We start from the raw sequence: 26,033 nt of genomic DNA on the forward strand, positions 1-26,033 counted from the left end.
TCGCGGGAGAATGTCTATCAAACCGCTGTTCTCGCATGGGCCACTGCCCGGCTACCGACTGGCATTGTGTTTGGCGGCGGCAGCGGCACTGATGTTCGCTGACACGCGTTTTACTCGTATGGAAGATGTGCGAGCGCAGCTTTCCACCCTGGTGGCACCTATCCAATGGGTGGTTAGCTTGCCCAGTGGTGTCCTAAACTGGTCGGCGCTGGCGCTTTCGGATCAGCGTGCGCTAGTAGATGAAAATCGCCGCCTGCGTGGTCAGATCCTGACGCTGTCGCATCGTGTCCAGCGCATGGCCAGCCTCACTGCGGAAAATGTGCGCTTGCGCGAGCTGCTGTCGGCGGCTCAGCGGGACGAGGTTCCCTTCATCACCGCCGAGTTGCTCTCGCTCGATCCCGATCCCTTCACTCACCAGATGGTCCTCGATCGCGGTCGACGTGACGGCGTCTATGTCGGCCAGCCGGTCATGGATGCCTCTGGCCTGGTCGGTCAGATCACTGCCGTGTCGGCCTATTCCAGCCGGGTGTTGCTACTTGCCGATGCCAGCCATGCCCTGCCGGTCCAAGTCAATCGCAATGGATTGCGGTTCATCGCCCAGGGGGCGGGAGATTACGAGGCGCTCGCGATCCGTCATGTCTCCGATACCGCCGACATCCGCGAAAATGACTTGCTGACAACATCAGGGTTGGCAGGTCGTTTTCCTGCGGGCTATCCCGTGGCGCGAGTCACTCGCGTGGAGCACGATCCGGGTGAGCCCTTCGCCCGGGTCACGGCGGCGCCGGTGGCGAGGCTGCAGCGGTCGCGTCACTTCCTGCTGCTGTTTCCACCCCCGGTGCCTTCGGTGCCGGACGAGGGCGACTGGGACCGCGAGCTTTCCGAGCCGGCCATCGAGGCGGCGCGGTTGCTGATTGGCTTGCCGCCGCAAGACCGGTCATCACAAGGCCAGGCACTGCAAGACCAGGCACTTCAAGACCAGGCACTTCAAGAAAGGGAGCGTTGATGAAGCCGTCGTCGCCCGCCAGCATGCTGTGGATATGGTTCACCCTGCTGATGGCGCTGTGCCTGCAAGTCATGCCGATGGCCGATGGCTGGCAGATCTGGCGTCCCGACTGGCTGGGGCTGATGCTGATCTACTGGTGCATGAAGGCACCCTATCGCGTCGGGGTCCTGCATGGTTTCGTATTGGGTATCCTGATCGATCTGCTCGAGGGCGCGCCGCTCGGGCAGAATGCGCTTACCCTGTCACTGCTGGCCTTCCTGTGCGCGCTGGTCTACCCCCGTTTCCGCGCCTATTCGCTGGTCCAGCAGGCGGTGTTGATCTTCGTGCTGCTGGGCATTGTCCAGCTAGTAGAACAGTGGTTACGCACCCTGCTCGGACCATTTTCCATTCATCTGTCGTTTCTGCTGCCGTCGTTGATCGGGGCGCTGCTCTGGCCGTGGCTGACCACCTTGTTCGAAGAGCTGGGACGACGCCTGGCCCGCGACTGATGCAGGAGGTGCCACCATGCTTGACCTCGTCCTTTGTCTGGCGTCGGCCTCGCCGCGTCGACGCGATCTATTGACCTCGATTGGGGTGAAGGTCGACGTACAGCCGGTCGATATCGACGAGACGCCGCTGGTGGACGAGACGCCTGCCACCTACGTGATGCGACTCGCTCGCGAGAAAGCCTGTAATGCCGCCGGGCGCTGCGCTCTGCCGGTGCTCGGCGCCGACACGGCCGTGGTCTGTGATGGCGCCATTCTTGGTAAGCCGGAAGGTCGCGAGCACGCGGCGACGATGCTGCGTTCGCTGTCCGGTCGTGGTCATGAGGTGCTGACCGCGGTGGCGGTGAGCGGGCCGTTCGGTTTGCTCGACGCCTGCGTGACCACTCGGGTGGAGATGCGCGATTTGACCGATGACGAGATAGCCGCCTACTGGGCCACCGGCGAGCCGGTCGGCAAGGCCGGTGGCTACGCTATTCAGGGGCTGGCCGCGGTGTTCGTGGCGCGTGTCGAGGGGAGTCATTCAGCGGTAGTGGGCCTTCCGCTCTTCGAGACGGCGGCGCTGCTGGCACGCCAGGGCGTGCCGGTGTGGAATCGCGCTATGCCATAATACCCAGAGAATCTACTGGACAAGGATTCCCGCATGAGCGGTGAAGTACTCATCAACCTGACGCCGATGGAAACCCGCGTTGCCGTAGTGGAGAACGGTGTCCTGCAGGAGGCCTTCATCGAACGGTCGCGGCGCCGTGGCATCGTCGGCAACATCTACAAGGGGCGCGTGGTTCGGGTACTACCCGGCATGCAGGCGGCTTTCGTGGATATCGGCCTTGATCGGGCCGCCTTCATCCACGCCCAGGAAGTCATGCCACCGGGCTCCCCCGCCGAAGACCAGATCGCTATCGGCCAGCTGCTTCACGAAGGCCAGGCCCTGGTGGTGCAGGTGACCAAGGATCCCATTGGGTCCAAGGGTGCGCGACTGACCACCCATCTGTCGGTGCCGTCGCGGTATCTGGTTTATATGCCGGACTCGCCGCACCACGGTGTTTCGCAGCGCATCGAGGATGACCGTGAGCGCGAGCGCCTGCGCACGCTCCTGGAGACCAGCCAGGCCGAGAACAGCCTGGAAGTGACTGGGGGTTTCATCGTGCGCACCGCTGCCGAGGGCGCGCTGGGCGAAGAGATCGCCAGCGACATGTACTTCCTGCTGCGCTTGTGGCGTAAGGTCAGTGAACGCAAGGTGACCGCGCCGGCACCCAGCGTCATCTATGATGATCTGCCGCTGTTCATGCGCATCCTGCGCGATGTGATGCGTGATGACATTGAAAAGGTTCGCATCGATTCGCGCGAGAACTACGTCAAGTTGATCGAGTTCGCCCAGGAGTTCATGCCTCATGCCGTCGAGCGGATCGAGCACTATGCCGGTGAACGACCGGTGTTCGATCTCTACAGCGTCGAGGACGAAATCCAGAAGGCGTTGGGGCGAAGGGTACAACTCAAGTCCGGCGGATATCTGGTGATCGACCCGACCGAGGCGATGACGACTATTGACGTCAACACCGGTGGCTACGTGGGGCATCGCAATCTCGAGGAAACCATCTTCAAGACCAATCTCGAGGCGGCCAATGCCATTGCTCGCCAGCTCCGGCTGCGCAACCTCGGTGGCATCATCATCATTGATTTCATCGACATGGAGGATACCGAGCATCAACGCCAGGTCCTGCGTATGCTCGAGAAGTCTCTAGAGCGGGACCATGCCAAGACAAAATGCACGGGTGTCACCGAACTTGGTCTGGTGCAGCTGACGCGCAAACGCACGCGGGAGAGCCTCGAGCAGACCCTTTGCGAGGCTTGCCCGACCTGTGAGGGGCGAGGCACTCTCAAGACCCCGGAGTCCGTGTGTTACGAGATCTTTCGCGAGATTCTGCGCGAGGATCGTGCCTACAGCGCCGAGACCTATACTGTCCTTGCCTCCCAGGCCGTGGTGGATCGGCTGCTCGATGAAGAGTCGGCGGCGGTGGCGGATCTCGAGACCTTTATCGGCAAGACCATCCGCTTTCAGGTCGAGATTCACTATTCTCAGGAGCAGTACGATATCGTGCTGATGTGAGTCCATGCCTGCGATCCGCTCACTGACACGATGGCTACTGACACTGGCAGCACTGTTGCTGGCGCTGGTGGCCCTGGTGCTGCTGTCGCTACGATTAGGCCTCGGCTTCATCGATCTGGCCAAACCCCGCCTCGAGGCACTGTTATCGGCACGCTTCGATGCCGTCGTGGAAATCCGCGAGCTGGAAGGTGGCTTGTCATATCTCGATCCTGGTCTGGCGCTTGAGGGTCTATCGATTCGCTCGCGTACCGGCCTGGGGGCTTTCCCGCTCATCGAGGTCGAGCAGGGCAGGCTGCGTCTGGATACCCTGGCCAGCTTGCGCGATGGCTTGCCGGTCGTAGATGACGCTCGCCTTCAGGGCATGACGATCCACGTCTATCAGGACGAGGAGGGCCTTTGGCACTGGCCGGATCCGGCTGAACTCCCCAGTGAGCTGTTTCCCGACACCGCCTTCAACCTGGACCGTCTGGATTTCTGGATCGGCGTGCTGTTGCGCCAACGTGCCTGGGTCGAGGACGTGCAGCTGGTATTGCATGGTCAGGAGCAGCGGGCGGTGCTGAAGGCGCCGCAGCTGCTGATGACGGGTGATGACCGACGCACCCATCTGGAAGGTACTGTCTATCTGAACGGTGAGCGTGACGCTGCCATCGAGGCGGTAATGGAAATACAACCCGGCCAGGCGGGGCTGCGTGATTTCAGCGCTGCGCTGCAGGCTGATATGCGGTTGGGCAGCCTGATGGGCCTGGCCGCATTAGTGGGACGCGGGGCTCCCATGCGCCTTGAAGCCGCCAGTGGTGACGCTCGGCTCTGGGGGCGCTGGCAACGTGGTGAGCTGGCTGATGCGCGTCTCGACCTCAAGGTGCCCCTGTTGGCGATGAGTCATGACGCACGAAATGGCGAATTGCGCACCATCGTGCTCGAGACCCTGGCAGCCCGTGGCCAGTGGCTGAGAAACGAAGACGGTTGGGAGGCCTGGCTGGAAGGCGAGGCGGGCAGCGCCGACTGGGACGCTCCCGAGACACTCTCCGATGCCAGCGGTCCGGCGCTGCCGTCCCATTGGCACATCAAGCGCCAGGGAGATGACTGGTGGCTCAACACCAGCGCGTTTGCCCTCGATGCCATGGCGGCCTGGCGCGACCGACTGCCGTTACCTGGTGCCCTCGACAGGGCAGTGGCCACCCTTGATCCGCGGGGCAGGGTGGCGGGTCTGAGGGTCGGGCGCGAGGACGGCCAATGGCTGGCCCGTGCCTCGCTGCACGATGTCGAGGTATCTCCCTGGCAACGGGCCCCCGGTGGAGGGCCGCTGGACATGTGGGTCGAGGCGCGTGACTTGACTGGCAAGGTACGCTTCGCCGGCGATACCGACAGCCGGCTCATCTTCCCCGATATCTATGCCGACCCCCTTACGCTCGACCATGCCCAAGGCGAGGTCGTCTGGTCTTATGATGGACCGCGAAGCGTTGTCAGCGGTCGCAACCTGGCCGTTGGATGGCAAGGAAGCGAGGTAACCGGTGGCTTCGGGTTGTCGGCAGGCAAGGGGCAGCGCGGCGGTCTTGGGTTGACGCTCGATTTTCGCGACGTGGATGCGATCGGTACGCCGCTGATGCAATGGCTGCCGGTCGGCATTCTGAGCGACGACCTGCTCGACTGGTTGGGCAATGGCGTATCTGGGCGCGTCCCGGAAGGCTCGCTGCGCTTGCATGTGCCGATGGCAGGCGGCGGCGAGCGTGTCGACCCCACCTTCGGCCTGTCATTGGCGGTCGAGGACGGCCGGCTGCCCATCGCGCCTGACTGGCCGTTTCTGGAAAGCATCGAGGGTCAGCTGCATCTGCAGGACAAGATTCTCGAGGCCACGGTCGAGCGTGCCCTAAGCCTGGGTGTCGAGGCGCGGGAGGGGCGGGTCGTCCTGGACGAGGGTCGACTCGAGGTCGACGGAGCCCTCGATGCCTCGGCCGGGGCATTGCGGCGTTTTCTTATCGCGCTACCGATCGAGGGCGTCGAGGCCGTGGAAAGCTGGCAGGGCGAGGGACAAGCCACGGGTGAATTCGCCCTGTCGTTGCCGCTGGAAACACCCGAGGCCTTGGAACTGAAGGTCGCCACCAATATCGACTTTCCATGGCTCGAATATCGTCCGCTGGGCCTGATGTTTCGTAACCTCGAAGGCCCGCTGAGCTGGCGGCAGCGCGATGGGCAAGGTGGTCTCGAGGGACGTGTCGCGGGCCGTCTGCTGGGTGGGCCGTTCAACGCCGATATCGATACGCTGGCCGGCGGCCTCGACCTTTCCGGCAGCGCCGAGGGAGCCGCCCTGGGCGAGATAATCGGCAGTGATGCCCCGGGAAGCGGCCTGGGCGAGCGTATCGATGGCAGATTCGACTGGCGGGGGCGGTTATCCCTCGCGGATGGCGCGAGCGCACTACGACTCGAAAGCGACTTGCAGGGGCTCGAGATTGCGCTGCCGACACCGCTCGGCAAGACCCGTGCCGAACCCAAGCGACTGCGCGTCGATGTTGGCCTATCCGAAGGTCGCATTGAAGGCCGTTTCGGTGAGCAGATGCACCTGCGTTGGCGTGAGTTTGCCGATGCGCCGGCGGGTCAGGGCCAGGTATGGTTAGGGAGAACACCGACCTCCGACTGGCCGCGAGAGGCCGGCTGGTGGGTCGAGGCTTTCCAGCCGCGGATCGAGCTCGACGCTTGGGGAGGCGTGCTTGCTTCCTTGCAAGGTGGCGGCGGTACCACCGAGGGCGCCAATATTTCTCGGATATTGCAGACCGTGCATCTGGAAACCGATTGCCTGGCGATCAACGAGCGCTGCCTGGGCTGGCTGGATGCCACTGCCAGCCCTCAGACCGGCGGTGGCTGGGGCGTGTCGCTGGATGGCAGCCTTGGCGAGGGTCGGCTCGACTATCGCCCCGAAGCCGCCGAACCCTTGGACATTGCCCTGACGCGGCTGAGCCTGGACAACCTGATTCCTGCCGATACGGGCACTGGCAACCTGCTTGACGAGATCGCCACGCCGCCGGCGCCCGAACCCTTTCCGGCATGGATCGCGGAGCTGCCCGATGGCCGCCTGCGCATCGCCGACATCGAACGCCAAGGGAGGCGCTTCGGTCCCTTTACCGCACGCTGGCAGGCCAGTGCGGAGCGGCTCACGATCGCGCCATTGGGGCTGACGCTGGGCGAGATAGCGGCACGTGGCGAGCTGGTCTGGGAGGCCGCCGGGCCCGCCGATAGCCTGAGCCGCGCGCGGCTCGACCTCGATGGCCGAGACCTGGGCACGGCCATGGAGCGACTCGGTCAGAGGGCATCGATACGCAGCGCCGAGACGCATGTCGAGAGCCAGCTGGCCTGGCAGGGCGCACCCTGGCAGTTTGCCCTCGAGCGCTCGCGGGGTAGTATCGAGGCGAGCCTTCGCGATGGGCGTTTCGTCAACCTCGAATCGCCCTCGGCGCGGCTGGTGGGCCTGCTCAACGTCGACAACTTGCTGCGTCGCCTGCGTCTGGATTTCTCGGACGTCACCGGGCAGGGCACCGCCTTCGATCGTGTCACCGGGGCGGCGACCCTGTATGGTGGAATCTTGGAAACCCGCGGACCGTTGGAGGTCGAGGGACCCGCTACCCGCTTCACGCTCGAGGGTCAGGTAGACCTGCAGCGGCGGGAACTCGACCAGCGCCTGGGCGTCACAGTCCCGGTGAGCCGTAATCTGCCGCTGGCGGCGGTAATCGCTGGTGCGCCGATCATCGGTGGCGCCCTGTTTATCGCCGACAAGCTTTTCGGTGACGCCATCGACCGCGTGACCCGAATTCATTATCGCGTGCGGGGTCCCTGGACCTCGCCTCAGATCTCCGTGGAAAGTGCCGAATGACATCACGCCAACACACCTTGCTTGACGACGCGACCGACATCCTGCTTGCCCCTGGCGGGCTCGGTCTCGACAACCTGGACGCCGGCCTGGACCATGCCATGGGGGCCGGCATCGATTATGCCGACCTGTATTTCCAGCGCAGCTGGCACGAGGGCTGGGTGCTGGAGGACGGCGAGGTCAAGGAGGCCAGTTACAACATCGACGGCGGCGTCGGGGTACGCGCGATGGCCGGCGAAAAGACCGGCTTCGCCTATTCCAACCAGATCAGCGGCGAGGCGCTGGCCGAAACCGGACGCACCGCCTCGGGTATCGTGCGCAGCGGCAAGCGGCTCGCCTCGGCACCGCGCATCGCGGTCGCCGGTGAGGCGCGCTATGCCGGCGTGGACCCGCTCACCGGCCTGTCCGCCGAGGACAAGATCGCCATGCTCAAGGAGGCCGACCGTGTCGCCCGGGCGGCGGACCCTCTGGTGTCGCAGGTCAGCGCCTCGCTGACCGGCGTTCATGAAGTGGTGCTGGTGCGAGCCAGCGACGGCACCCTGGCGGCGGATATCCGCCCGCTGGTGCGCTTCAACGTCAGCGTGATCGTGGTGAAGAGCGGCCGCCGCGAGCGCGGCAGCGCCGGGGGTGGCGGCCGCTACCCCATGGCGCGACTGCGCGACGAGAACGTCGCCGAGCGCTATGCCAAGGAGGCCGTGCGCCAGGCGCTGGTCAATCTGGACGCAGTGGACGCGCCGGCCGGTCAGATGCCGGTGGTGCTGGGGCCGGGCTGGCCGGGCATCCTGCTCCACGAGGCGGTGGGCCACGGCCTGGAGGGCGACTTCAATCGCAAGGGCAGTTCGGCCTTTGCCGGGCGCATCGGCCAGCAGGTCGCCTCGCGAGGCGTCACGGTGGTCGATGACGCGACCCTGGCCGATCGCCGCGGTTCGATGAGCGTGGATGACGAGGGCACCCCGGGGCAGTGCAACACCCTGATCGAGGACGGCATTCTCACCGGCTACATGCAGGACAAGCTCAATGCCAGGCTGATGGGGATGGCGCCGACCGGCAACGCGCGTCGTGAGTCCTTCGCCCATCTGCCGATGCCGCGCATGACCAACACCTACATGCGCGCAGGACAGGACGAGCCCGGTGACATCCTGCGCAGCGTGAAGCGTGGTATCTATGCGGTGAGTTTCGGTGGCGGCCAGGTCGACATCACGTCCGGCAAGTTCGTCTTTTCGGCGAGCGAAGCCTATCTGATCGAGGACGGGCGCATCACCGTGCCGGTCAAGGGCGCGACCCTGATCGGCAATGGCCCGGAGGCGATGGGGCGGGTGTCGATGATCGGCCACGACCTCGAGCTGGATACCGGCATCGGGGTCTGTGGCAAGGAAGGCCAGGGCGTGCCCGTGGGTGTCGGCCAGCCGACGTTGAAGCTCGATGAGCTGACGGTGGGCGGCACGCAGTCCTGATGAGCGCCGGTTATATGCCAGCAGTATCGCGGATCAGACGAAAGAGGCGGCGGGCATGGGTCGGCGACTTGTTCTGGTCGCGCTCGTGGCGAGCGTTGCGGATCAATTGCCGCAAGGCTTGGCGGTCGACATCGGGGAAGTCGATGATGAAGGCCTCGACGGCGGGATCGCCCTGCTCGATCAACCGATCCCGCCAGCCTTCCAGGCGATGGAAGGCGCGATCGCGATGGAGTCGTTCCTGCTCCACTTCCTCGAACACGGCATGGATGGCATCGAGGTCTTCGCGGCGCATCAGTTTGCCGATGTATTGCATGTGCCGACGACGGCCTTCGTGGGAGCGGATTCGCGAGGTTTCCTTGACGGCGGCGAGCAGATCATCCGAGAGCGGAAAGCGCGCACGTTCGGCGTCACTCATGGCGATAATTTGCTCTCCCAGGGCCTGCAGGGCCGACATCTCACGTTTGAGCTGGGATTTGCTGGGCCGTTCGTCGGCCGGAGAAAGAACATCCTGAGTCATGCCGGTTCCCATTCGTGAGAGTCAGTATCCCGATCATTATATCAGCCCGCGGTTCCGGGCTGGACAATGCACCCGACAAAAGGCTGGGCCATGGCGCCGGCCAAGCAAGGAGAAATATCATGACACAGGCGTTCAATGCTGCCGTCCAGCAGCGTTTGCTGGAGTCGCGAGCCGAGTCAGCCTTGGCCCTTGCGCGTCGCTTGGGCGCCGATGCCTGCGAGGTCGGTGCCAGCGTTGATCAGGGTATCGGCATCAACGTGCGTGAGGGTGACGTGGAGACAGTCGAGCTTTCCCGCGACCAGGGTATCGCGGTGACGGTGTATGTTGGTGCGCGCAAGGGCAGCGCGTCATCGTCGGATGCCGGCGAGGCCTCGATTCGTGTCGTGGTGGAAAAAGCCATGGCCATCGCCCGTCACACCGGCGAAGACCCGGCCGCAGGCCTGGCCGATGCCGCGTCGATGGCAACCGCGCTTCCGGACCTCGACGTACATCATCCTTGGGCGCTGACCACGGATCGCGGCATCGAGTTGGCCCTGGCGTGCGAGGCGGCCGGTCGCGGCGTCGACGGCATTCGCAGCTCCGATGGGGCCTCACTATCGAGCGGCGAAGGGGTGCGCGTCTACGCCAACAGTCACGGTTTTCTGGGCAGCCAGCGCGGCAGTCGACACTCACTGTCGTGCATGCTGATCGCCGAGGACGAGATGGGCATGCAGCGCGATTACGATTATACGACAGCGCGGCATCCCGCTGATCTCCAGAGCCCCGAGACGGTCGGTGCGAGTGCGGCGAAGCGCACCCTGCGTCGTCTGGGCGGCCGTCGTCCGGCCACAGGGCGTTTTCCGGTACTGTTCGACCCGACATTGGCCAGTGGTCTAGTCGGGCACCTGATGGGGGCGATCGCCGGGGGCGCGCTCTATCGTCAGGCCTCCTTCCTCTGTGATCGCCTGGGAGATCCGCTGTTTCCCGACTGGTTCAATCTCGGTGAGCGACCCATGGAGATCGGCGGCATGGCGAGCAGCCCGTTCGACAACGACGGGGTGCAGACTCGTGACAACGTGTTCATCGACCAGGGACGCCTGGCCAGTTATATGCTCTCAGCCTACAGCGCTCGCCGCCTCGGCATGCAGAGTACCGGCAACGCGGGCGGCGCTCGCAATCTGCGTATCGACGCGCCACTGACGTCGTCCGAGGTTTTGCTCGAGCGCATGGGACGCGGGGTGCTGGTCACCGAGCTGATGGGGCAGGGCGTCAACGGCGTGACGGGGGATTACTCGCGGGGCGCCGCCGGCTTCTGGGTCGAGGATGGCGAGATTCAGCACCCTGTCGAGGAGTTCACGATTGCCGGGAATCTCGAGAGCATGTTCAAGGGGCTGGTGGGCGTGGGCAGCGATACCGATACGCGCGGCAGCATTCACACCGGTAGCTGGCTGATCGATGAAATGACCATGGCCGGCGGTTAGCCGTCTTCCTCGAAGCGGGCCTCGAACAAGGCCTCCACGGCCTGCAACGCTGCCTCGGCGTCCTGGCCCTCGGCGTCGATACGCAATTCGGTCCCGCATGGCGCCGCCAACATCAGTAGCGACATGATGTTGGCGCCGTCCGCCTGCCGTCCGGCATGGCTCACCGTGATCCGGGCATCGAAGGGCTGGCAGCATTTCACTAGCTTAGTCGCGGCCCGCGCATGAAGGCCACGTCGATTGGTCAGGGTCAACTTGCGATGCGCCACGCGTCAGGTTCCTTGGCTTGAATTCTCGATGAGTGGCGGCTGTTGGATGTGCGGTAGGGTATCGTGAATGCCGAGTTCACGGTGGCGTAAACGCACACTGGGACGATGCTGCAACATCTGACGCGCAAGACGCTCGGCGAGATAGACCGATCGATGCTTGCCCCCCGTGCAACCTATCGCCACCGTCAGGTAGCTGCGTTGGCTGGCTTGATAAGCAGGCAGCCAGCGTTCTACCCAGGTCTCAATGTCGCGATACATGTCGCCGACAATGGGGAAGCCTTCGAGAAAGGCGATGATCTCGGGGTCACGCCCAGTGGCATCGCGTAGCTTTGGATCCCAGTGGGGGTTGGGCAGGCAGCGAGCGTCGAAGACGATATCGGCATCCAGCGGCACACCACGCTTGAAGCCGAATGACTCCACAGTGAGCGTCATCTGGTTGGAGTGATGGCTGGCCACCTGGTCGCTGATTCGCCCGCGCAGATCGTGGACAGACAAGCGCGATGTATCGATGATCAGATCCGAAAGGTCACGAATCTCGGCTAGCGCCTGCTCCTCTGAGTCGATCGCCTCGGCCAAGGTCATGTCGCTTCCCCGTGTCAACGGGTGGCGGCGTCGCGTCTCGGAGTATCGCTCGAGCAGGATGCGAGCGTCGGTCGTGAGATAGACCACTTGGCAGTCGATCTGGCGTTGCCTGACTTCATCGAGCAGCCGTGGAAATCGCTCGAGCGCGTGCGGCAAGTTGCGTGCGTCGATGCTGACCGCGATCGAGGTATGCGGGGCCTGATCTCGACGCAATTCATCCACCAAAGGCCCGAGTAGCATCGCCGGCAGATTGTCGATCGCATAATAACCAAGATCCTCGAGCGCCTGCAGCGCAATCGACTTGCCGGAGCCGGAACGGCCACTGATGATCACTAGCTGCATGATGGGTCTCCTGGTCGTGTCGCTGGCCCGGCGGTCCCAGGGAAATCAGGCATCTGCCTGTCGTCGGATTGCGTCAATCAGGTGTTCGTAGAGTTCATGCTGACTGGTGGTCTTGCGTAATTGGCTGCGCGTTTCACCATCGTTCATGACGCCGGCTACCTGGGCAAGTAGTGCCAGATGGTCGTCGTCGGCCTCTTCGGGTACCAGCAGCACGAAGACTAGATCGACCGGCTCGCCGTCGATGGCATCGAAATCCACTGGTTCGTTGAGCTTCAGGAAGCCGGCGATGGGCGACTTGCAGTGAGGGTTGCGGGCATGCGGAATAGCTACGCCATTGCCGATGCCCGTGCTTCCGAGCCGCTCACGGCCGATCAGACGGCTGAAGACTTCCTGGCTGTCCAGGCTGGGTGTGTTCTGGGCGATAAAGGTACTGAAAAATTCGAGTACCCGCTTTTTGCTCCCCCCGGGGACGCTGAAGAGGATGCGTTCGGGGGGCAGGATAGTTTCGAGTGTCATGATGAGTCAGCGGGCGCCAGCGCCTTGGGCGCGGGCCTGGGATTTTTCCTTGTGCTTGACCAGTTGGCGGTCCAGCTTGTCGGCGAGGGCATCAAGAGCGGCGTACATGTCGTTGTCCTGGGCTTCGGCATGTAGATCGGCACCGGCGGCATGCAGCGTGCAGGCAGCCAATTGGCGCTCTTTCTCTACGGAGAGCGTGACCTGCACATTGGTGATGTTGTCGTAATGACGTTCCACGCGGGTGAGCTTCTCGTTCACATAGTCACGCAGGGCGTCAGTCAGTTCCACATGATGGCCAGTGATGTTGACTTGCATGACACGCTCCTTCGTCCTTCGAATGGTGATTCGATTGTAACCCTTTTTACGGGCTTGCAAACCCCCGCTGCCAGCGGGATTCCAAAGCACTGCGAACAACATCATTTCAATCGTTTGCGTTCGCTCGACGAGGGAATGTCCATGGACTCTCGGTACTTGGCGACGGTGCGCCGGGCCACGTTAATGCCGACCTCCTCCAGCATCGCCACCAGCGTGCTGTCGGATAGCGGCTTGCGCGGCGGCTCCTCCTGAACCAGTTTGCGGATACGCGCCCGGATCGCGGTGCTGGAATGGGCGTCGCCGTCGCCATTGCCGACCTGGCTGGAGAAGAAGTACTTCAGCTCGAAGACCCCGCGAGGCGTATGGATGAATTTCTGGGTTGTCACCCGCGAGATGGTCGATTCATGCATTTCCACTACTTGGGCGATATCGGCGAGGATCAAGGGCTTCATCGCCTCTTCGCCACGTTCCAAAAAGTCGATTTGGCGCACCATGATCTCGCGTCCGACACGCAGTAGGGTGTCGTTGCGACTCGATAGGCTCTTCATTAGCCAGCGTGCTTCCTGCAGGTGGTCCTTGAGAAACTGATTGTCGCGGCTCTTGTCCGCGCGGCGGATCAGTGAAGCGTAGTCGGTCTGGATGCGCAGTCGTGGCAGGGCATGCGCGTTGAGTTCGACATGCCAGCCATGGCGGTCGTGTCGTGCGATGAGATCGGGAATCACGTAATCGCTGCTGGCTATGCCGAGGTGGCTGCCGGGGCGGGGGTCGAGCGTTCGCACTAGGGCGATTACCGCCTCCAGGGCGTCATCATCGAGGCCAAGCCGGCGCTTGAGCAAGCGTCGGTCACCGCTGGCCAGGGCTTCGAGAAACTGACGAACCAGCCGACGGGCCTGGGGCAGCAAGGGCGTATCATCGGGTAGGGCAGCGAGCTGTAGCATGAGACATTCCCGCAGGTCGCGGGCGAAGATGCCCGTCGGCTCGAATTGCTGCAAGCGCAACAGGACCTGCTCGATCTCACGGCTCTTGAGCCCTGCGAGCCCCTGGCTTCTGAGACCCTCGCAAAGCTCGTCGAGAGGCTGGGCCAGATAACCGGCCCCATCCACGGCATCGATCAGAGTATCGGCAATCAGTCGCTGGCGAGGTTCCAGGTCGGTCATGGCCAGTTGCCAGGCGAGATGGCCCTGCAGGCTCTGGCCGTCGGCCTGACGTTCGAAGTCCGGCCCTTCACCGCTTCCGGCGGCCGGGGTGAGGTCCTGGTAGGTGTCGGCCCAGTTGCTGTCAGTGGGAAGCTCATCGGGAATATCGCTGGCCCACTCCTCTTCGGATACTTCGCTTGCAGATTGCTCGCCGAATTCATCTTCCAGCTCGAGCATGGGGTTGGATTCCAGCGCCTGCTGGATTTCCTGACGCAGATCCAGCGTAGACAGCTGCAGCAGGGCAATGGCCTGTTGCAGCTGCGGGGTCATGGTCAGCTGAGTGCCGAGGCGCAGTTGCAGAGACGCTTTCATGGCCATCAAAAAGACTTGCTCGTCTGCCGAAAAGAATCACCCTAATCCGCTGATCGACAGGATGCAACTTGATTCTTTGCAATAAATATGCCAATGGCAATTAGCATGCCGTCAGCCTATTTAAAGCTGACAGATCATGCAGGTAAGTCAGGAAAATCCTATGGGATAAGACTTATAGGCGGAAATCTTCGCCGAGATAGACGTCGCGTACCTGCTGGTTGGCGATGATCGCCGCGGCGTCCCCCTCGGCGATAATGCGTCCATCGCCGACGATGTAGGCGGAATCGCAGATATCGAGGGTTTCACGGACGTTGTGGTCGGTAATCAGCACGCCGATATGTCGTGCCTTGAGTTGGCGGATAATGCCCTTGATTTCGCCTACCGAGATCGGATCGACCCCGGCAAAAGGTTCATCGAGCAGGATAAAGGCGGGTTCCGTGGCCAGCGCACGGGCGATCTCGACGCGTCGCCGTTCACCGCCAGAAAGGCTCATGCCGAGGTTGTGGCGAATCGGCTCGACATGGAAATCATGGAGTAATTCTTCCAAGCGCGCCTGGCGGCCAGCACTGTCGAGATCCTTGCGCGTCTCAAGTATCGCCATGATATTGTCGGCTACCGAGAGCTTGCGGAAGATCGAGGCCTCCTGGGGTAGATAGCCAATACCGGCACGGGCACGCTCGTGCATGGCGGCGCGCGACAGGTCGCGGTCGTCGATATGCACTTCGCCGGCATCGGCGCGTACCAGCCCCACGATCATGTAAAAGGAGGTCGTCTTGCCCGCGCCGTTGGGGCCCAGCAGACCCACCACACGACCCTGTTCGATGGACAGACTGATGTCCTGCACCACGCGGCGGCTCTTGTAGCTCTTGGCCAGGTGGCTGGCACGAAGGGTCTTCATGAAGGCCTCAGTTTTCCGGCTGCAGGGTCATGCGCACGCGCTGGCGATCCTCGACGCCTTCAGACTCGGAGCGGGCCTGAACCACCTGACGATCGAGAAAATATTCCAGGTAGGCGCCGTCGAAGGTGTCGCCACCTTGATGAAGTTCGGCGCGGTCGATCAATTCCACTCGGCGTTCAGCAACATGGTAGATCACCTTGCGCCCCCAACCGCGCACCAGGGGGGCGTCGGGGCTGGGCTGCTGTTCGATGTAGGCGCGCTCGCCATCGGCGGTCGCCCGAGTCAGTTGTCCCTCGGCGTTGCGCTGGATCTCGACACGATCGCCGGTGAGTTGCATGCTGCCTTGTTGAATCTCTACGTCGCCGGTGTAGACCGCCGTGCCGGCGTTGTCGTCAAGATCGAGCTGGTCGGCGACGACCTCGACAGGGGCTTCGGCATCTCCCTCAAGCGCCATGGCGGGAGTGGCAACAATGGTGGCGATGACCAGGCCGAGTAGCGCCAGTCTGGTCAGCAAGCCTGAGGGCTGTGGCATCATGGCTAGGGTTCCTCATCGGTGGTTGGCGTTGTCTCGGGGGGATGATAGCCACGGACATTGTCGGTCAGACGAAGAAGATTGTCATGAATCCAGGCGTCGAATCGCTCCCCGCGCATCTCCTGTGGCGGCTGGCGAAAGACTGAGGGAGTTTCACTCCAGGCGCGACCCTGCTCGGAATCGTAATGCAGAATCTCGGTGTCGAGCTGCCAGTTCTCCTCGGGGGCACGAAGCCGGGTATCGCCACTCAGCGTCAGCGGGTTGCCTCCAGGACCGATTGTACCGTTGCTGCTGCTGGCCAGCCAGGTTCGCCCGGCCTCGCTGATCAGTCGCATGTCCGGCGTCTCCAGCTGAGTCACGTCATCGTGTGGAGTATGTACCAGGCGCGGTGTCTCGAGCCGCTGGTGGGCCTGCCCCTCGCTGTCGAAGCGGGTCAGTCGCACACCCTCGAGGTAATAATCCGGCTCGCCAGCCTCGTCGCGGGGGATGGGGCCGGGAATCAGGACATCGCGCTGATCGAGAAACGCCAGCAGGCCACCCAGCCCCAACAGCAGCAGGAACAGCCAGACCTTGAACGAGGGGCGTGGCAGTTGCAGCGCCATGGATATCAGTGGGCTCCGTGAAGATAGGTGTCGAGTACAGCGTCCCAGTGCCCCTGAGCTTTCAGCAGGGTGTCGCAAATCTCGCGCACCGCGCCATGGCCGCCCTCTCGCTGTGTCACCCAGTCGGCCAGCTGGCAGACGTAGTCCGGCGCGCCGGGAACAGTAATGCCCACGCCAGCATGCCTGATGGCGCCGATGTCCGGCATGTCGTCGCCACAGTAGGCGACCTGGTCGAGCGATAGTCCCAGTTGTAAGCAGAGGTCGCGCAGCTTGGGTAGCTTTCTCTCCACCCCCTGATAGAGATGCTTGATGCCCAGAGAAGTGGCACGATGGCTGACCATTGGTGAGTCACGCCCGGTAATCAGTGCGACCGTGAATCCGGCGCGTTGTAACAGCTTGATACCGTGGCCGTCCAGCGTATTGAACCCTTTGATCTCTATCCCGTCGGCTTGAAAATACAGTTGGCCGTCGGTAAGTACGCCGTCGACGTCAAGCGCCAGCAGTCGAATGTGGCGTAGGCGGTCGGTCAGATGGCTGTCTTTCAGTGGGGTGTCAAGGGTCATGGAGTCTCCAATCACAGGATGGCAGTAGGAAAAAGGCATCAGATGACCCCGCTGGCCAGCAGGTCGTGCATGTGTAAAGCGCCGATAGGGCGTTCCTCATCGTCGATCACGGCTAGGGCAGAGATGCGATTGTCTTCCATGATGCGTACGGCTTCCGCCGCCAGGGTATCGGGTGAGACCCGCTTGCCTGGGGTGGTCATGACGTCGTCGACTACCAGGCCAGTGAGGTCATTGTGATGGTCGAGTGTCCGGCGCAGGTCTCCATCGGTATATACGCCTGCCAGACGGCCATCGGGGTCGACCACGCAGGTGAAACCCAGCCTCTGGCGGGAGATTTCCAGCAGGGCATCCCGCAGCGGGCTCCCCAGCGGTACCGAGGGCAGGCGGCTGCCTTCGTGCATCAGGTCGGCGACACGCAGCAATAAGCGCTTGCCCAGGCTGCCGCCGGGGTGGGAAAGGGCAAAATCCTCGGCAGTGAAGCCGCGAAACTCCAGAAGCGCGACCGCCAGCGCATCGCCAAGTGCCAGCGACGCTGTGGTGGACGAGGTTGGAGTGAGATCCAGCGGGCATGCTTCGCGCTCGACACCGGCGTTCAGGTGGGCGTTGGCATGTCGGCCCAGCGTCGATTCAGGGCGGCCGGTCATGCTGACCAGGGGGATGCCCATGCGCTTGAGCAGCGGTAATAGGGCAGTCACCTCGGCGGTTTCGCCGGAATTCGATAGCGCCAGCACCACGTCTCCTGGCGTGATCATTCCCAGGTCGCCATGGCTGGCTTCGCCGGGATGCACGAAGAAAGCGGGGGTGCCGGTACTGGCAAGCGTAGCGGCGATCTTGCCGGCGATATGGCCCGACTTGCCCATGCCGGTAACCACCACGCGCCCGCGACAGGCCAGGATCAACTCGCAGGCGCGATCGAAGTCGTCATCGAGACGTTCGCAGAGCGCCGCTACGGCCTGCTGCTCAAGCTGCAGGGTACGGCGGGCACTCTCGCGCAGGGGCGAAGTGGTCGAACCGAGTGGGGTATCTTTACTCATGCGATGATTGTTGCCCGTTGTCGGATTGCACTCAAGCTAAAGGTGTCGTTTGGCCCAGTCGGTCGGCTCAATAAGAGGGTAGACCGCTACCTCCGGTAGCCAGCCAGATCAGATAGGCCAGATAGCTCAGCACCAGCAGGCCGCCGGGCACTCGGCCCAATGCGCCGCGCCGCTGCCAAAGCAGCAGCATGGCCAGAGCCAACGTCAAGGCCAGCATGACCGGGTAATCGCGCTCCCCGGCGGCGGCGTCGATCACGCCTGGGGCCAGCAAGCCCGGTACCGGCAGCACCGCCAGCAAGTTGAAGAGGTTGGAGCCGATGACATTGCCGATAGCGATGTCATGGTGGCGCTTGAGGGCGCTGGCCACGCAGGCAGCCAACTCGGGAAGGCTGGTGCCGATGGCCACGACTGTGAGGCCGATGGCCAGTTCGCTGACGCCAAGTCCTCTGGCCAGTTCACTGGCGCCCCAGACCAGTGCGCGTGAGCCGATGACCATAATGGCCAATGTTCCCATCAGCCACAACAGGGCCCGGGGCAGACTCATGTCCGGGATATCACCGGTTGCGTCGTCGTCGGTACTGTCGGCGCGAAACAGCCACCAGAGACTGAATACCAGCAAGGCCAGCAGGAACAGGGCGTCGAAGCGCCCTAAAATTCCGTTGGCCAGGGCATAACCCGCCAGGCCGGTGGCGCCGAGCAGCAGGGGAAGCTCGCGACGCACAATCGAAAAGCGAATCGGGATGGGGGTAACCAGCGCCGTCACACCGAGTACCAGACCGATGTTGGCGATGTTTGAGCCAAGCGCATTGCCGGTGGCGAGGTCAGGGATGCCGTCTAGCGATGCCATCAGGGAGACAACGATTTCCGGGGCCGAGGTGCCCAGGGCCACAATGGTCATGCCAACCAGCATGGGGCTCATCCCAGCCCGATAGGCCGTTGTGGCGGCGGCACCGACGAAACGATCGGCGCTCCACAGCAGGGCAAGAAAACCCAGCAGTACGGTGATTATCGGTAGCAGCACGGCAAGTTGTTTCCAGGCCTGGCGAATGGGCGACCATTAAACTTGCTGCGCCGCAATGCTGCAAGCGGGTAGGTGGTGGCGTAAGGCATGGAGGTTAGGATACGATGTTCGATAATGCATCGAAGGATACGAGCCGATGAGCGATACGCCCTTCGTGGTGGTGGAAGGATTACATTTTTCGCGGGGCGAAACGGAGATATTCCGCGGCGTCGACCTGCAAATTCCCCGCGGCAAGATGACGGCCATCATGGGGCCCAGTGGCACCGGAAAGACCACACTGCTCAAGCTGATCGGTGGTCAGCTTCAGCCTGATGCCGGCCGGGTGCTGATCGAAGGCGAAGATATTCACGCATTGCCCCGCAAGGCACTCTTCACCATGCGGCGGCGCATGGGCATGCTGTTCCAGAGCGGTGCGCTGTTCTCTGACCTGAGCGTCTTCGAAAATGTGGCGTTCCCGCTGCGGGTGCATACCGACCTTCCGGAAGCCATGGTGCGCGATCTGGTGTTGATGAAGCTCGAGGCGGTAGGGCTTCGCGGTGCAAGAGACCTGATGCCGGCCGAGCTCTCGGGGGGCATGACACGTCGCGTGGCCCTGGCTCGGGCCATTGCGCTGGATCCACAGCTGATTCTTTATGATGAGCCCTTTGTCGGCCAGGATCCCATTTCCATGGGGGTGCTGGTGCAATTGATCAAGCGACTCAACGAGGCCTTGGGGCTCACGTCCGTGGTGGTCTCGCATGACATCAAGGAGACGCTCTCCATCGTCGATTATGTGTATGTGATCTCCGATGGGGAGGTGATGGCCCACGGCACGCCCAAGAGTCTCGACGTCGATCAGGATCCTCGGGTACGTCAGTTCGTTCATGGTGAACCGGACGGCCCGGTTCCGTTCCATTACCCAGCAAAGGAGTATTTCAGCGATATCCTTGATACGGGAGTTAGCTCATGATCGACAGCATCAGGCGCCTCGGCCGTTCTGGTTGCAATGCGCTGGAGTCATTAGGGCGTGCAGGAGGCTTCCTGTTCCTTTCCGCCTTTGCGGTGCCCAGCCGCGAAGGCTTCGGGCTATGGCTGCGCCAGATGCATTTCGTGGGAGTCCTGTCGCTGGCTATCGTGCTGGTGTCGGGGTTGTTCATCGGCATGGTGCTTGCGCTTCAGGGCTACACGATCCTGGTCGAATTCGGCGCCGAACAGGCATTGGGCCAGATGGTCGCCCTGTCATTGCTGCGCGAGTTGGCGCCGGTCGTGGCCGCGCTGCTGTTCGCGGGTCGTGCCGGCTCGGCGCTGACCGCCGAGATCGGTCTGATGAAGGCGACCGAACAGCTCTCCAGTATGGAGATGATCGGCGTCGACCCCTTGCGCCGAGTTGTAGCACCGCGACTGTGGGCCGGCTTCGTGGCGCTGCCACTGCTTACCGTTGGTTTCAGTGTGGTGGGTATCTGGGGGGGCTACCTAGTCGGCGTCGAGTGGCTGGGCGGTTTCGAGGGCTCCTATTGGGGTAATATGCAGTCCAGTGTCGAATTTCTTGAGGACGTGGGTAACGGCATGATCAAGAGTATGGTCTTCGCCGTGGTGGTGACGTGGATTGCGGTCTTCCAGGGCTACGATTTGATCCCCACATCCGAAGGCATTTCCCGGGCCACGACCCGTACCGTGGTGTATTCCTCGCTGGCCGTTCTCGGCCTCGATTTCGTGCTGACGGTGGTAATGTTTGGAGGACTTTCCTGATGGTCGGAGCAAAAGCATGAAACGCAGCAAGGCAATGGAATTGGGGGTCGGGCTGTTCATGCTGGCGGGGATCCTGGGGCTGGTATTTCTGGGCCTGCGGGTCAGCGGTATGTCGCTCAACCCGTCGGGCGATACCTTTCGCCTTGAAGCCAATTTCGCCAATATCGGCAGTCTCAAGCCGCGGGCGCGGGTTACCATGGCCGGTGTCACGGTAGGGCGTATTTCCGCCATCGAGCTCGATACTGAATGGTACGATGCTCGGGTGGTGATGGAGCTTAATTCCGATCTGGAAGGAGAGCTCTCGCGGGATACCACAGCGGCTATTCTCACCGCCGGCCTGCTCGGTGAGCAGTACGTAGGCCTGTCGATGGGTGGCGACACCGAGATGCTCGCGGATGGCGATACCATTCGCGATACCCAGTCGGCGGTCGTGCTCGAAGAACTCATCCAGCAATTCGTGTCCAATATGATCAACGACTGAAGCGCCGCCGAACGGCTGGCGTTATACGCATTATCGTGAGGAAAACGTTTATGTCATTCCTGTCTAGCTGTATACGCCCCCTCGTGGTCGCCTGTTGCCTGATGCTTTCTGCCGTTCCTGCCCTGGCACAGCCGGAGACGTCTCCCGAAGCGATGATTCGCAGCAGCGTCGACGAGTTGATGGGCAAGATCGAAGGCCGCAAGGATTACTTCGCCGAGAACATCGAGGAACTCGAAGCCCTGGTCGACGACAGCCTCGAGGACGTCGCCGATTTCCGCTATATCGGGGCGAGCGTGATGGGTCGCTATTTCCAGAATGCCAGCCCCCAGCAGCGTTCGCGTTTCGTCGATACCTTCCGGCAGACGCTGATCGATACCTATACCAAGGGCCTGGTGACTTTCGATTATCGCGATATCCGGGTCCTCGATTCCCAGCAGGCGTCTCGCTACGAAGACCAGGCGAGCGTGGCCATGGAGGTCGTGGCCGAAGACGGGAGTGCTTACCCGGTCAGCTATTCGCTACGCCTCGATGACAACGAGTGGAAGGTCGTCAATGTGATCGTCAATGGCATCAATCTTGGCCTGACCTTTCGTAACCAATTCGATCAGGCCATGCGTGAAAATAATCGTGACTACGATGCGGTGATTGATGGCTGGGCACCTGAGCTTGCCGTTGAAGAGCTGGAGGAGGGCGGCGACGAATGACCCGACTTCTCGGACTAGACGGCCTTGCGCTGGACTCTGGTCCGCAGGGGCTGGCAGTGACTGGTGAGGTCGATTTCGACGTGGCAAGTGCCTTGGCGGCGGCGGGAAGCGAGTGGTTGGTCGCGCTGCCATCGGGTACTCGCGTTGATTTTGACCTGACGGGGGTCGCCGGCGTCAGCAGCGCGGCCCTCAGCGTGCTGCTGGAGTGGACCCGCCGGGCGCAGGAGGCGGGGCTTGAGGTGGCATCAGTGCATCTCTCGACCTCTCTGGTACGACTTACCCGCCTGGCCGGTATCGACCGGCTACTGCCCTTGAGCGATGCAGCCTGAGGGTGACCGGCATCGCCAAACGCGACGCTTTTCATTACCATGGGTTCCTTTTCTTTTTCCACCGACTGCCTCGTGATCGGTGATTTGCTTTATGCATCACACGTTTATGTTTCACAGGAGTGCCGAGCCATGCAACCCAACGACGTCAAGACGTTGCTCGAGTCGCGCATCGACGGCTGCGAGTTTCATATCCAGGGCGAAGGCTGCAACTTCCAGGTAGTCGCCATCAGTGAGCTGTTCGAAGGGTTGTCCGCTGTCAAGCGCCAGCAACTGATCTATGGTGCCCTGACCGACGAGATCGCCTCCGGCGCCCTGCACGCCATTAGCATCAAGGCCTATACGCCGGCGCAATGGCAGGCCACCGCCAACCAGGGAGCCTGACGGCAGACGCGCATGGACAAGTTGATCATTACCGGCAATGGCCCCGTCGATGGCGAAGTCTGGGCCAGCGGCGCCAAGAATGCGGCGTTACCGATTCTCTGTGCCACCTTGCTCGCCGATGAGCCGGTGACCATCGGCAATCTGCCGCATCTGCAAGACATCACCACTACGCTGGAGCTGCTCGGCTATCTGGGCCTGGAACCCGTGATGGGCGAGAAGATGTCCATTCAGCTGGATGGTTCCCAAGTGCGTCATTGCGATGCGCCTTATGAGCTGGTCAAGAAGATGCGCGCCTCCATTCTGGTGCTGGGGCCCTTGTTGGCGCATTTCGGCCATGCGGATGTCTCCCTGCCCGGCGGCTGCGCGATTGGCTCCCGGCCGGTGGATCTGCATATTCGTGGCCTCGAGGCCATGGGGGCGGACATTCGTGTCGAGGGTGGCTACATCCGGGCGCGTGTCGAGGATCGCCTGAAAGGGGCAACCATCTTCTTCGATACTGTGACCGTGACCGGCACCGAGAACCTGTTGATGGCGGCCACCCTGGCAGCTGGCACTACGGTGCTGGAAAACGCCGCACGAGAGCCGGAGGTGATCGATCTAGCCGAGTGCTTGATTGCAATGGGCGCCGAGATCCGCGGCCATGGCACGGATACCATCACCATCGAGGGCGTCGAGCGTCTTCACGGCGCCTATCACGACGTCATGCCCGACCGTATCGAAACCGGCACGTTTCTGGTGGCCGCGGCGCTGTCCCGTGGCAAGGTCAGGGTGCGTCGCACGCGGGCCGACATTCTCGATGCGGTGCTGGCCAAGCTGGAAGAGGCTGGCGCTTCCATCACCACCGGCGATGACTGGATCGCGCTGGACATGCAAGGGCGCCGCCCCAGGGCGGTCAATATTCGTACCGCTCCCTATCCGGCTTTTCCCACCGACATGCAGGCGCAGTTCGTGGCACTCAATGCAGTGGCCGAGGGAACCGCCAGAGTGGTCGAGACCATCTTCGAGAACCGCTTCATGCACGTTCAGGAGCTCAACCGCATGGGCGCGCAGATTGCGCTGGAAGGCAACACGGCGGTGATTACCGGTGTCGAGCGATTATCCGGCGCGCCGGTGATGGCAACGGATCTCCGGGCGTCCGCCTCGCTGGTGATCGCCGCGATGATGGCCGATGGCGATACCCTGGTGGATCGTATCTATCATATCGACCGCGGCTACGAGTGCATCGAGGAAAAACTTCAGTTGCTGGGCGCTTGCATTCGACGGATTCCCGGCTAGCGCCCCGGCACTGCATTTCCATACAGGCGAGACCATGAGCAAGCAATTGATTCTGGCCCTTTCCAAGGGGCGTATTCTCGACGAAACCCTGCCACTGCTGGCCGATGCCGGCATCTCGCCCGCCGAGGATCTGGGCGCCAGTCGCAAGCTGTTGTTCGACACCAATCTTGCCGACGTCAAGCTGGTGATCCTGCGTGCCACTGATGTGCCCACTTATGTCCAGTTGGGGGCGGCCGATATCGGCGTGGCGGGCAAGGATGTCCTGCTCGAGCATGGCGCGGAAGGTCTGTACGAGCCGCTGGATCTCGAGATCGCCGCGTGCAAGCTGATGACTGCCGGCATCACCGGTGCTGAGCCTGCCCGGGCACGTCGCCGTGTGGCTACAAAGTTCGTCAATGTGGCGCGCCGCTACTATGCCGAGCAGGGGATCCAAGCCGAGGTGATCAAGCTTTATGGCGCCATGGAGCTTGCGCCATTGATGAATCTCGCCGACGAGATCGTCGATATCGTCGATACCGGCAACACCCTGCGAGCCAACGGCATGGGGCCACGTGAACTGATCGCACCGATCAGCACGCGGCTGGTGGTCAACAAGGCGGCCATGACGATGAAGCATGAACGGCTCAAGCCCTTGATCGCCCGGCTGGAGCAGGCGGTGGCGGCGCGGCGCGAATGCGTCTAGCCACACTCATGGACGACCCTATCCCGCGTTATTCATGTCAGGGAGCAACGCATTCATGACCACGAAAGTCACCCAGACCCTGGCGCAAGGCGTTATTTCACGACTCGTCACCGATGAGGCCGACTTCGATGCCCGTCTCGAGTCCCTGCTGGCCTGGGAGGGTGTGTCCGATGCCGAGGTGAAAGCGCGCGTCGACGCCATCCTTGCCGATGTGAAGTCGCGTGGTGATGCGGCATTGATCGACTACAGCAATCGTCTCGATCGGTTGCAGGTCACTTCGATGGTCGAGCTGACCCTCGGTCAGGCTCGGCTCGAGCAGGCCTATGAGGGGCTGCCCGCAGAACAGCGCGGCGCCCTGGCAACGGCGGCCGAGCGTATCCGGCTCTACCATGAGCGACAAAAGCCCGAGTCTTGGCGTTACACGGAAGCGGATGGCAGTGTGCTGGGACAGCAGGTCGCGCCGCTCGATCGCGCCGGTATTTATGTGCCCGGGGGAAAGGCCACCTATCCGTCGTCGGTCTTGATGAACGCGATTCCCGCCCATGTGGCCGGCGTTCGCGAAATCATCATGGTAGTACCGACCCCTGACGGGGTGCTCAATGAGCTGGTGCTGGCGGCGGCCTATCTAGCCGGCGTCGATCACGTCTTTACCCTGGGCGGCGCCCAGGCGGTGGCAGCCTTGGCCTATGGCACTGAAACGGTTCCTCGAGTCGACAAGATCGTCGGGCCCGGCAACATCTACGTGGCGACGGCCAAGCGAGCGGTGTTTGGCCAGGTTGGGATCGATATGATCGCCGGGCCTTCCGAAATTCTGGTGGTCTCGGATGGCGACACCGACCCTGACTGGCTGGCCATGGACCTGTTTTCCCAGGCCGAGCATGACGAGGATGCTCAGGCGATTCTGGTGAGCTGGGATGCCGCGCATCTGGATGCCGTGCAGGAGGCCATCGACCGCCTTTTGCCGACGCTGGAGCGCGAGGCGATTGTCCGCGAGTCGCTTGCGAGCCGTGGAGCACTCATTCAGTGTCGTGGCCGTGACGAAGCGATTTCCTTGATCAATCGCATCGCCCCGGAGCATCTGGAGTTGTCGCTGTCCGACCCCGATGACTGGTTGCCCGACATTCGCCACGCGGGTGCCATCTTCATGGGCCGTCACACTGCGGAGGCCTTGGGTGATTATTGCGCCGGACCCAACCATGTGCTCCCGACGTCTGGCACTGCTCGCTTCTCTTCTCCGTTGGGTGTCTATGATTTCCAGAAGCGCTCGTCGATCATCCACTGCTCACCGGAAGGGGCCTCAGAGCTCGGCCGGGTGGCTTCTGTTCTGGCGAGAGGCGAGGCGCTGACGGCACACGCGCGTTCCGCCGAGTATCGCATTAAGCCCTGATGCGC

At 62.6% G+C, this 26,033-nt stretch carries 28 protein-coding genes; 16 read left to right on the top strand and 12 right to left on the bottom strand.

The window, feature by feature from the left end; translation table 11 throughout:
- Positions 1 to 10: 10 nt before the first annotated feature.
- The 6 genes from mreC to tldD are packed head-to-tail and all read left to right on the top strand — an operon-like array spanning position 11 to position 8,905.
- Positions 11 to 1,003 carry a rod shape-determining protein MreC gene (gene mreC / locus KG088_RS00185; protein ID WP_213823473.1) on the top strand — a complete coding sequence of 331 codons (993 nt, stop codon included), beginning with the start codon at positions 11 to 13 and terminating at the stop codon, positions 1,001 to 1,003.
- Complete coding sequence (mreD, locus tag KG088_RS00190) at positions 1,003 to 1,491, top strand: rod shape-determining protein MreD (protein WP_213823474.1); 489 nt, start codon at positions 1,003 to 1,005, stop codon at positions 1,489 to 1,491. The genes mreC and mreD overlap by 1 nt, the downstream gene beginning before the upstream one ends.
- Before the next feature lie 16 nt (positions 1,492 to 1,507).
- On the top strand, positions 1,508 to 2,095 hold the full coding sequence (locus tag KG088_RS00195) for a Maf family protein (protein ID WP_213823475.1): 588 nt from the start codon (positions 1,508 to 1,510) through the stop codon (positions 2,093 to 2,095).
- A 33-nt stretch (positions 2,096 to 2,128) separates the two neighbouring features.
- Complete coding sequence (gene rng, locus KG088_RS00200; protein ID WP_213823476.1) at positions 2,129 to 3,592, top strand: ribonuclease G; 1,464 nt, start codon at positions 2,129 to 2,131, stop codon at positions 3,590 to 3,592.
- Positions 3,593 to 3,596: 4 nt separating this feature from the next.
- Complete coding sequence (locus KG088_RS00205; protein ID WP_213823477.1) at positions 3,597 to 7,454, top strand: YhdP family phospholipid transporter; 3,858 nt, start codon at positions 3,597 to 3,599, stop codon at positions 7,452 to 7,454.
- Entirely contained in the window at positions 7,451 to 8,905 is a 1,455-nt protein-coding gene (gene tldD / locus KG088_RS00210; protein ID WP_213823478.1) for a metalloprotease TldD, read from the top strand. Before KG088_RS00205 ends, tldD begins: the two co-directional genes overlap by 4 nt.
- 10 nt (positions 8,906 to 8,915) lie before the next feature.
- Here the strand turns inward: tldD and yjgA are convergent, their stop codons facing one another.
- The gene (gene yjgA / locus KG088_RS00215; RefSeq protein WP_213823479.1) at positions 8,916 to 9,422 is read right to left on the bottom strand and encodes a ribosome biogenesis factor YjgA; all 507 of its coding nucleotides are present in this window, start codon (positions 9,420 to 9,422) and stop codon (positions 8,916 to 8,918) included.
- A gap of 119 nt (positions 9,423 to 9,541) precedes the next feature.
- Here yjgA and pmbA point away from each other — a divergent pair, with 119 nt between their 5' ends.
- Positions 9,542 to 10,882, top strand: coding sequence for a metalloprotease PmbA (pmbA, locus tag KG088_RS00220; protein ID WP_213823480.1), 1,341 nt, complete (start codon positions 9,542 to 9,544; stop codon positions 10,880 to 10,882).
- Here pmbA and KG088_RS00225 read toward each other — a convergent pair.
- From KG088_RS00225 to KG088_RS00275, 11 genes are all read right to left on the bottom strand, one after another.
- On the bottom strand, positions 10,879 to 11,148 hold the full coding sequence (locus KG088_RS00225) for an HPr family phosphocarrier protein (RefSeq protein WP_213823481.1): 270 nt from the start codon (positions 11,146 to 11,148) through the stop codon (positions 10,879 to 10,881). The two genes, pmbA and KG088_RS00225, sit on opposite strands and share 4 nt — an antisense overlap.
- Positions 11,149 to 11,151: 3 nt before the next feature.
- Positions 11,152 to 12,072 carry an RNase adapter RapZ gene (gene rapZ / locus KG088_RS00230; RefSeq protein ID WP_213823482.1) on the bottom strand — a complete coding sequence of 307 codons (921 nt, stop codon included), beginning with the start codon at positions 12,070 to 12,072 and terminating at the stop codon, positions 11,152 to 11,154.
- Positions 12,073 to 12,117: 45 nt separating this feature from the next.
- Positions 12,118 to 12,588 carry a PTS IIA-like nitrogen regulatory protein PtsN gene (gene ptsN, locus KG088_RS00235; RefSeq protein WP_213823483.1) on the bottom strand — a complete coding sequence of 157 codons (471 nt, stop codon included), beginning with the start codon at positions 12,586 to 12,588 and terminating at the stop codon, positions 12,118 to 12,120.
- A 6-nt stretch (positions 12,589 to 12,594) separates the two neighbouring features.
- Positions 12,595 to 12,903: a ribosome hibernation-promoting factor, HPF/YfiA family gene (hpf, locus tag KG088_RS00240; protein WP_089796982.1), complete on the bottom strand. Its 309-nt coding sequence runs from the start codon at positions 12,901 to 12,903 to the stop codon at positions 12,595 to 12,597.
- A gap of 101 nt (positions 12,904 to 13,004) precedes the next feature.
- Positions 13,005 to 14,417, bottom strand: coding sequence for an RNA polymerase factor sigma-54 (locus tag KG088_RS00245; protein ID WP_213823484.1), 1,413 nt, complete (start codon positions 14,415 to 14,417; stop codon positions 13,005 to 13,007).
- Between the two features lie 166 nt (positions 14,418 to 14,583).
- Entirely contained in the window at positions 14,584 to 15,309 is a 726-nt protein-coding gene (gene lptB, locus KG088_RS00250; RefSeq protein WP_213823485.1) for an LPS export ABC transporter ATP-binding protein, read from the bottom strand.
- Between the two features lie 7 nt (positions 15,310 to 15,316).
- Positions 15,317 to 15,844, bottom strand: a complete 528-nt coding sequence (gene lptA, locus KG088_RS00255; RefSeq protein WP_250147979.1) for a lipopolysaccharide transport periplasmic protein LptA — start codon at positions 15,842 to 15,844, stop codon at positions 15,317 to 15,319.
- Between the two features lie 2 nt (positions 15,845 to 15,846).
- Positions 15,847 to 16,443, bottom strand: a complete 597-nt coding sequence (gene lptC / locus KG088_RS00260; RefSeq protein WP_213823486.1) for an LPS export ABC transporter periplasmic protein LptC — start codon at positions 16,441 to 16,443, stop codon at positions 15,847 to 15,849.
- 5 nt (positions 16,444 to 16,448) lie between these two features.
- On the bottom strand, positions 16,449 to 17,006 hold the full coding sequence (locus KG088_RS00265) for a KdsC family phosphatase (RefSeq protein ID WP_213823487.1): 558 nt from the start codon (positions 17,004 to 17,006) through the stop codon (positions 16,449 to 16,451).
- 38 nt (positions 17,007 to 17,044) lie between these two features.
- Entirely contained in the window at positions 17,045 to 18,040 is a 996-nt protein-coding gene (locus KG088_RS00270) for a KpsF/GutQ family sugar-phosphate isomerase (protein ID WP_213823488.1), read from the bottom strand.
- Between the two features lie 67 nt (positions 18,041 to 18,107).
- Positions 18,108 to 19,061: a calcium/sodium antiporter gene (locus KG088_RS00275; RefSeq protein WP_213823489.1), complete on the bottom strand. Its 954-nt coding sequence runs from the start codon at positions 19,059 to 19,061 to the stop codon at positions 18,108 to 18,110.
- A 136-nt stretch (positions 19,062 to 19,197) separates the two neighbouring features.
- Here KG088_RS00275 and KG088_RS00280 point away from each other — a divergent pair, with 136 nt between their 5' ends.
- The 9 genes from KG088_RS00280 (at position 19,198) to hisD (ending at position 26,028) form a co-directional block, all read left to right on the top strand.
- Positions 19,198 to 20,010: an ABC transporter ATP-binding protein gene (locus tag KG088_RS00280; protein WP_213823490.1), complete on the top strand. Its 813-nt coding sequence runs from the start codon at positions 19,198 to 19,200 to the stop codon at positions 20,008 to 20,010.
- Positions 20,007 to 20,789 (top strand): lipid asymmetry maintenance ABC transporter permease subunit MlaE, encoded by a 783-nt coding sequence (mlaE, locus tag KG088_RS00285; protein WP_213823491.1) that lies wholly within the window; start codon positions 20,007 to 20,009, stop codon positions 20,787 to 20,789. Before KG088_RS00280 ends, mlaE begins: the two co-directional genes overlap by 4 nt.
- Positions 20,790 to 20,805: 16 nt before the next feature.
- A complete protein-coding gene (mlaD, locus tag KG088_RS00290; protein WP_213823492.1) occupies positions 20,806 to 21,270 on the top strand; it encodes an outer membrane lipid asymmetry maintenance protein MlaD in 465 nt (154 codons plus the stop codon).
- A gap of 50 nt (positions 21,271 to 21,320) precedes the next feature.
- Positions 21,321 to 21,974 carry an MlaC/ttg2D family ABC transporter substrate-binding protein gene (locus KG088_RS00295; protein ID WP_213823493.1) on the top strand — a complete coding sequence of 218 codons (654 nt, stop codon included), beginning with the start codon at positions 21,321 to 21,323 and terminating at the stop codon, positions 21,972 to 21,974.
- On the top strand, positions 21,971 to 22,303 hold the full coding sequence (locus KG088_RS00300; RefSeq protein ID WP_213823494.1) for an STAS domain-containing protein: 333 nt from the start codon (positions 21,971 to 21,973) through the stop codon (positions 22,301 to 22,303). Before KG088_RS00295 ends, KG088_RS00300 begins: the two co-directional genes overlap by 4 nt.
- 129 nt (positions 22,304 to 22,432) lie before the next feature.
- Positions 22,433 to 22,684, top strand: coding sequence for a BolA family protein (locus KG088_RS00305; protein WP_213823495.1), 252 nt, complete (start codon positions 22,433 to 22,435; stop codon positions 22,682 to 22,684).
- Between the two features lie 12 nt (positions 22,685 to 22,696).
- On the top strand, positions 22,697 to 23,959 hold the full coding sequence (gene murA / locus KG088_RS00310; protein ID WP_213823496.1) for a UDP-N-acetylglucosamine 1-carboxyvinyltransferase: 1,263 nt from the start codon (positions 22,697 to 22,699) through the stop codon (positions 23,957 to 23,959).
- Positions 23,960 to 23,993: 34 nt separating this feature from the next.
- The gene (hisG, locus tag KG088_RS00315; RefSeq protein ID WP_213823497.1) at positions 23,994 to 24,641 is read left to right on the top strand and encodes an ATP phosphoribosyltransferase; all 648 of its coding nucleotides are present in this window, start codon (positions 23,994 to 23,996) and stop codon (positions 24,639 to 24,641) included.
- A gap of 55 nt (positions 24,642 to 24,696) precedes the next feature.
- Entirely contained in the window at positions 24,697 to 26,028 is a 1,332-nt protein-coding gene (hisD, locus tag KG088_RS00320) for a histidinol dehydrogenase (protein WP_213823498.1), read from the top strand.
- The last annotated feature ends 5 nt before the right edge of the window (positions 26,029 to 26,033 follow it).

Origin of the sequence: Halomonas jincaotanensis (assembly GCF_018448785.1) — a bacterium.
GTDB classification, from domain to species: Bacteria; Pseudomonadota; Gammaproteobacteria; order Pseudomonadales; family Halomonadaceae; genus Halomonas; species Halomonas jincaotanensis.

Bases quoted from the DNA above. Each gene is read 5' to 3' on its own strand.
- lptA (WP_250147979.1), bottom strand. From the start codon at position 15,844: ATGATGCCACAGCCCTCAGGCTTGCTGACCAGACTGGCGCTACTCGGC.
- KG088_RS00295 (WP_213823493.1), top strand. From the start codon at position 21,321: ATGTCATTCCTGTCTAGCTGTATACGCCCCCTCGTGGTCGCCTGTTGC.
- KG088_RS00305 (WP_213823495.1), top strand. From the start codon at position 22,433: ATGCAACCCAACGACGTCAAGACGTTGCTCGAGTCGCGCATCGACGGC.
- KG088_RS00270 (WP_213823488.1), bottom strand. From the start codon at position 18,040: ATGAGTAAAGATACCCCACTCGGTTCGACCACTTCGCCCCTGCGCGAG.
- hisD (WP_213823498.1), top strand. From the start codon at position 24,697: ATGACCACGAAAGTCACCCAGACCCTGGCGCAAGGCGTTATTTCACGA.
- KG088_RS00280 (WP_213823490.1), top strand. From the start codon at position 19,198: ATGAGCGATACGCCCTTCGTGGTGGTGGAAGGATTACATTTTTCGCGG.
- KG088_RS00245 (WP_213823484.1), bottom strand. From the start codon at position 14,417: ATGGCCATGAAAGCGTCTCTGCAACTGCGCCTCGGCACTCAGCTGACC.
- yjgA (WP_213823479.1), bottom strand. From the start codon at position 9,422: ATGACTCAGGATGTTCTTTCTCCGGCCGACGAACGGCCCAGCAAATCC.
- rng (WP_213823476.1), top strand. From the start codon at position 2,129: ATGAGCGGTGAAGTACTCATCAACCTGACGCCGATGGAAACCCGCGTT.
- mlaE (WP_213823491.1), top strand. From the start codon at position 20,007: ATGATCGACAGCATCAGGCGCCTCGGCCGTTCTGGTTGCAATGCGCTG.
- rapZ (WP_213823482.1), bottom strand. From the start codon at position 12,072: ATGCAGCTAGTGATCATCAGTGGCCGTTCCGGCTCCGGCAAGTCGATT.
- KG088_RS00195 (WP_213823475.1), top strand. From the start codon at position 1,508: ATGCTTGACCTCGTCCTTTGTCTGGCGTCGGCCTCGCCGCGTCGACGC.
- KG088_RS00205 (WP_213823477.1), top strand. From the start codon at position 3,597: ATGCCTGCGATCCGCTCACTGACACGATGGCTACTGACACTGGCAGCA.
- hpf (WP_089796982.1), bottom strand. From the start codon at position 12,903: ATGCAAGTCAACATCACTGGCCATCATGTGGAACTGACTGACGCCCTG.
- mreC (WP_213823473.1), top strand. From the start codon at position 11: ATGTCTATCAAACCGCTGTTCTCGCATGGGCCACTGCCCGGCTACCGA.
- KG088_RS00300 (WP_213823494.1), top strand. From the start codon at position 21,971: ATGACCCGACTTCTCGGACTAGACGGCCTTGCGCTGGACTCTGGTCCG.
- KG088_RS00265 (WP_213823487.1), bottom strand. From the start codon at position 17,006: ATGACCCTTGACACCCCACTGAAAGACAGCCATCTGACCGACCGCCTA.
- mreD (WP_213823474.1), top strand. From the start codon at position 1,003: ATGAAGCCGTCGTCGCCCGCCAGCATGCTGTGGATATGGTTCACCCTG.
- ptsN (WP_213823483.1), bottom strand. From the start codon at position 12,588: ATGACACTCGAAACTATCCTGCCCCCCGAACGCATCCTCTTCAGCGTC.
- tldD (WP_213823478.1), top strand. From the start codon at position 7,451: ATGACATCACGCCAACACACCTTGCTTGACGACGCGACCGACATCCTG.
- lptC (WP_213823486.1), bottom strand. From the start codon at position 16,443: ATGGCGCTGCAACTGCCACGCCCCTCGTTCAAGGTCTGGCTGTTCCTG.
- hisG (WP_213823497.1), top strand. From the start codon at position 23,994: ATGAGCAAGCAATTGATTCTGGCCCTTTCCAAGGGGCGTATTCTCGAC.
- pmbA (WP_213823480.1), top strand. From the start codon at position 9,542: ATGACACAGGCGTTCAATGCTGCCGTCCAGCAGCGTTTGCTGGAGTCG.
- mlaD (WP_213823492.1), top strand. From the start codon at position 20,806: ATGAAACGCAGCAAGGCAATGGAATTGGGGGTCGGGCTGTTCATGCTG.
- murA (WP_213823496.1), top strand. From the start codon at position 22,697: ATGGACAAGTTGATCATTACCGGCAATGGCCCCGTCGATGGCGAAGTC.
- lptB (WP_213823485.1), bottom strand. From the start codon at position 15,309: ATGAAGACCCTTCGTGCCAGCCACCTGGCCAAGAGCTACAAGAGCCGC.